This window comes from Streptomyces sp. CO7 (assembly GCF_053474865.1).
Window position 1 is genome coordinate 892,883 of sequence record NZ_JBRIOU010000004.1, and the last position, 4,560, is coordinate 897,442.

The window sequence follows — 4,560 nt, forward strand, 5'->3', positions numbered from 1 at the left end:
AGGCCGCACCGCTCCCCCGCCCGGCGCCCGCCGATTCGCGGCCGCCGCTGCCACCGGCCGCGGCGCGCCGGCTGTCCATGCTGCTGACCGCCCGGCCCGGCACCGGGGGCGGCGGCCGCCGCGGCACCGCCCCCGACCTGGTCGAGCTGCTCCCGCAGTGGCTCTCTCTGGCCGACGAGCGCGGATACGCCGCCCCGCCCGAGGCGCTGCCCGCGCTGCTGGAGGCCGCTCGCGGCCGCACCGACCTCCGTCCCGCCGTCATCTCCTTCGCCGGACCCCGCGCGCTCTGGCTGGCCGGACTCAACCCCGAGTGGCGCTTCGCCCTGCGGGCCGCCACCGGGCGCCGCGAGACCGCGCCCGCGGCCGATCCGGAGCGGGCGCGCCAGTTGTGGGAGGAGGGCCTCTTCGCCGAACGGGTCGCGCTGCTGACCGCACTGCGCGGCCAGGACCCGGCGGCCGCCCTCGCGCTGCTGGAGTCCACCTGGCCGACGGAGCGCGCCGAGGACCGGCTGATGTTCCTCGACTCGCTGCGGTCCGGGCTGAGCGCTGAGGACGAGCCCTTCCTGGAACGCGCGCTGGCGGACCGCAGCCGGAACGTCCGGGCCACCGCCGCCGAGCTGCTGTCGGCGCTTCCTGGCTCGGCCCTCTCCCTGCGCATGGCCGCTCGGGCGGCGAGCTGCGTGGTCCTCGACCGCTCGGGCGAGGAACCGTGCGTGGCGGTGGAGGCTCCCCACGCGTGCGACGCGGAGATGGAACGGGACGGCGTGGTCGCCAAGGCCCCGAACGGGCGGGGCGAACGGTCCTGGTGGCTGGGTCAACTGATCGAGGCCGCGCCGCTGGCGACCTGGTCGGAGCGGCTGGGGGGACACACGCCCGAGGAGATCGTGGCGCTGGAGGTCGCCGACGGCTGGGAGGGCGAACTGCACGCCGCCTGGTGCCGGGCGGCGGTCCGGCAGGGCGACGCGGCGTGGGCCCGGGCGCTGCTCGGGTCTCCGTCGGCGCCGGAAGCCGCGGGTCCCGGCGCGGTGGGTCCGGCCCAGCGGGCCAAGCTGCTCACCACGCTGGGCGCGGGTGAGCGCGCCGACTGGGTCGCCGCCTTCATATCCGCCCACGGACTGTCCGAGGCGTTCCAGCTGCTCGGGGTCTGCGCGGTGCCGTGGTCGGCGCCGCTGGGACGGGCCGTCGTGGACGCCCTGGACATCGCCCGGGACGCCGGCAGCTACCCGTGGAGCTTCAGCGGGGTGATGGGACTGGCCGAACGCTGCCTGGACCCGGCCGAGGCGGCCCGCCTCGCTCCCCTCACGGCCACGCCCGACGAGGCGGAGAACACGGCCCCGGGAGCGGGCGGTTACTGGTCCGAGGCGTTTCAGCGCCTCGAGAGCACCCTCCGCCTCCGCGCCACGATGGCGGAGGAACTGGGCGCCGCCCAATAGGCACCCGGGCGGCGTACGCCCCGGCCACGGCACGGCACGGCGGGAGGGTCCCGGCGGCCGGGTCGCTACCGGGGCCGAGCCCGGGCCCTCCGCGGGTACGCGCCAGGGCCGGATTTTGGGGTGGGCCGGGGCAGTTCGGGCCGGGTACGAACGCGCCCGGGCCCGCTCCTCGCCATGAAGCCGCAGCCTCAGGCGGGGACGCACCGGGTGTGCGCAACTCCGGAACCACACCACGCCGGGAGGCTCCGGCTGGCTCACCGCCCGTGGGAGGACGGCGGCCGGTAGACGTTCGCCGGCCGCACCGGCGCCGTCGCCGATCCCACCCAGACGCGACCGCACCCGCACCCGTGAAGCCCAGGCAACGGCGGCGACGCCCCGACGGAACGCGACGTCAGGACGACGCGACGTCAGGGAACGAGAGGTCAGACGTCGGCGCCCGCGCGGACGTTGCCCCGCACCCAGTCGACGACCGCCTGCGTCGGCGCACCCGGGGTGAAGATCTCCGCCACGCCCTTCTCCTTCAGCGGCGCGATGTCCGCCTCGGGAATGATCCCGCCGCCGAACACCAGGATGTCCGCCGCGTCCCGCTCCTTGAGCAGGTCGATCACCTTGGCGAACAGCGTGTTGTGCGCGCCGGAGAGGATGGAGAGGCCGATCGCGTCGGCGTCCTCCTGGATCGCCGTGTCCACGATCTGCTCGGGGGTCTGGTGGAGGCCGGTGTAGATGACCTCCATACCCGCGTCGCGCAGGGCCCGCGCGATGACCTTGGCCCCGCGATCGTGACCGTCCAGTCCCGGCTTGGCTACCACCACACGGATCGGACCGACTGCCACACCCATCAACGCCTCCATCAACCGACTCAAGCCCGCCGCACCGGCCGGGGAAGTGAACGCACGTTATCTACAGCATCCCCCAACCGTCCGTTCCCCGGTGAAGAGGGAGGGCGAAATCACACAGCGACACGCCGGGACGACAGGCCGCGTACCGGCGTTCGGGGGACATGGCGGGGACTCGTGGGCGTGACGGTGGCATAGGCGAAAGGCCTCTTCACCCCGAAAGAGGGCCGGATTCCTCGAACATTTGCCGAACACAGTGACCCGGACACGCCCGAGGGGCCCCGAAACAGGCACTCCTGTCCCTTTGGTGCCCACACGTTGGCCGCCGAAGATTGTCCAGTCCGCATACCGCCGGGTACAGTCGCCGCACTGCTCTGGCAGCCCCTGTCGTCGAGGCGAAAGAGAAGTTGGTGGACGAGCGTCACCCGTCGGGGAGCATGACGACCCCGGCCCCGGCCTCCGACTCGGCGTCGGCGCCCTACCCGGCGTACGGCACGTCCGAGGCCTTCTACGCGGACTTCACCCAGTACGACGGTCAGGTCTCCCAGGACTACGGCACCGGTGCCTACGACACCGGTACCCCCCAGGGCGCCGGTTACGACACCGGTTCCTACGCGAGCGCGAACGCCACCTACGACGCGGGTTCGTACCCGAGCGGTTCCTACGACGCGACCGGCTGGACCGACCCGTCGATGACCGCCCAGTACGCGGGCGACGGTTATGCCTCCACCTCCTCGTACGACAGCGGCCAGTGGGACACCGGCTCCCAGAACGACGCCTATGCCGCCCAGTACTACGCGGAGCAGCACTACGCCGGTGCGGAGACCGGGTCCTTCGACGCCACCGCGTGGGCCGCCGACGAGCAGTACTCCGCCGAGATCCCCCAGCAGGCATCCGCCGGCCCCGAGGGCTCCGGCGGGTGGAACTGGAACGGTCAGGACCAGGACACCGGCGCCTACGACGCCACCGCCTGGAACTGCGCGGACGGCACGGACGACGACCAGCACTCCCACGGCGAGGACGCCCCCGCCCCGCGGGAATCCGCCGAGGGCCGTGCGGACGGCACGGACGACACGGACGACGACGAGTACGAAGGGCCGAGAGGCCACGACGACGAGTCCGACGACCGGCCGCGGCTCCTGGACGACCAGGAGGAGTCGCTCGCGCGCTCCCCGCGCTCCGGCGCCCGTGGTTCCTCCGGGCGCAACGGCCGCCGTCGCACCCCCGCCCGCCGTTCCGCCCTGCTGACCGTGGCGGTGCCCTCGGTCTGCGTGATGGGCGTGGCCGGCGTCGCCGCCGCCTCGGTGGGCGGCACGGTCGAGGAGACCACCACCCAGGCGGCCTCGGACGCCCAGCCGGTGAAGCCCTCCGCCGCCAACGACGAGATCTCCGCGCAGTTCAGCGAGGTGACGGTCGCCGCCGCCGACTTCGGCGACCGCGCCAGCCGCGAACAGGAGCGCATCGACCTCGCGGCCCAGCGCGAGGCCGAGATGAAGAAGGCGGCGGAGGAGGCGGCCAAGAAGGAGCGGCTGCGCCCGAAGTTCATCAGCCCGGTCGCCCAGCGCGGTCTCAGCGCCTACTACGGCTCGGCGGGCGTGAACTGGATGTCGACCCACACCGGCATCGACTTCCCGGTCTCCTACGGCACGCCGGTGATGGCGGCGACCGACGGCGTCGTCCGCACCCAGTACAACAGCGCGTACGGCAACATGATGATCGTGACGGCCAAGGACGGCACGGAGACCTGGTACTGCCACCTCTCCACGTACAAGCTGTCCGACGGCATGGTCGTGAAGGCCGGCGACACGATCGCCTACTCGGGGAACTCCGGCAACTCCACCGGTCCCCACTTGCACTTCGAGGTCCGCCCGGGCGGCGGCGGGGCGATCGACCCCCTCGCCTGGCTGCGCAGCCACGGCATCGACCCGACCTGACGGCCCCGGCCGCCGGCCAGAACCTCCTGCGCGACCCCGACCCCGACCCCGACCGCGGATCAGGACCGCTCACGCGATCACGCCTCCCGCGCGAGCCGCACGCCCACGCCGCGGCAGAGCGGCACCTCGCACCCGCAGGACCCGCCGCCACGGCCGCCCCACGAAGCCCGCCGCACGACGGCTGCCGCACGACGGCTGCCCCGCGGAGCCCACCGCACGACGGCCGCCCCACGACTCCGGCCGTGCGGCCTACAGCTTCTCCACCGGCGCGTACCGCAGCAGCAGCCGCTTCGCGCTCCCGTCACCGAAGTCGATCGTGGCCTCCGCCCGGTCGCCCTCCCCCGCGACCCCGACCAC

3 protein-coding genes are annotated in these 4,560 nt (G+C 73.8%); 2 read left to right on the top strand and 1 reads right to left on the bottom strand.

The window, feature by feature from the left end:
* The coding region (locus ACOV8S_RS16850) for a DUF5691 domain-containing protein (RefSeq protein ID WP_448318618.1) at positions 1 to 1,433 on the top strand (1,433 nt) is incomplete at its 5' end.
* A 422-nt stretch (positions 1,434 to 1,855) separates the two neighbouring features.
* Here ACOV8S_RS16850 and ACOV8S_RS16855 read toward each other — a convergent pair.
* A complete protein-coding gene (locus ACOV8S_RS16855; protein WP_448318619.1) occupies positions 1,856 to 2,272 on the bottom strand; it encodes a cobalamin B12-binding domain-containing protein in 417 nt (138 codons plus the stop codon).
* A gap of 407 nt (positions 2,273 to 2,679) precedes the next feature.
* On the opposite strand from ACOV8S_RS16855, the gene ACOV8S_RS16860 reads away from it, so the two are divergent.
* Positions 2,680 to 4,203, top strand: coding sequence for a M23 family metallopeptidase (locus ACOV8S_RS16860; protein WP_448318620.1), 1,524 nt, complete (start codon positions 2,680 to 2,682; stop codon positions 4,201 to 4,203).
* Positions 4,204 to 4,560: the final 357 nt, after the last annotated feature.

Coding starts and splice junctions, on each gene's coding strand:
- ACOV8S_RS16855 (WP_448318619.1), bottom strand. CDS start 2,272: ATGGGTGTGGCAGTCGGTCCGATCCGTGTGGTGGTAGCCAAGCCGGGA.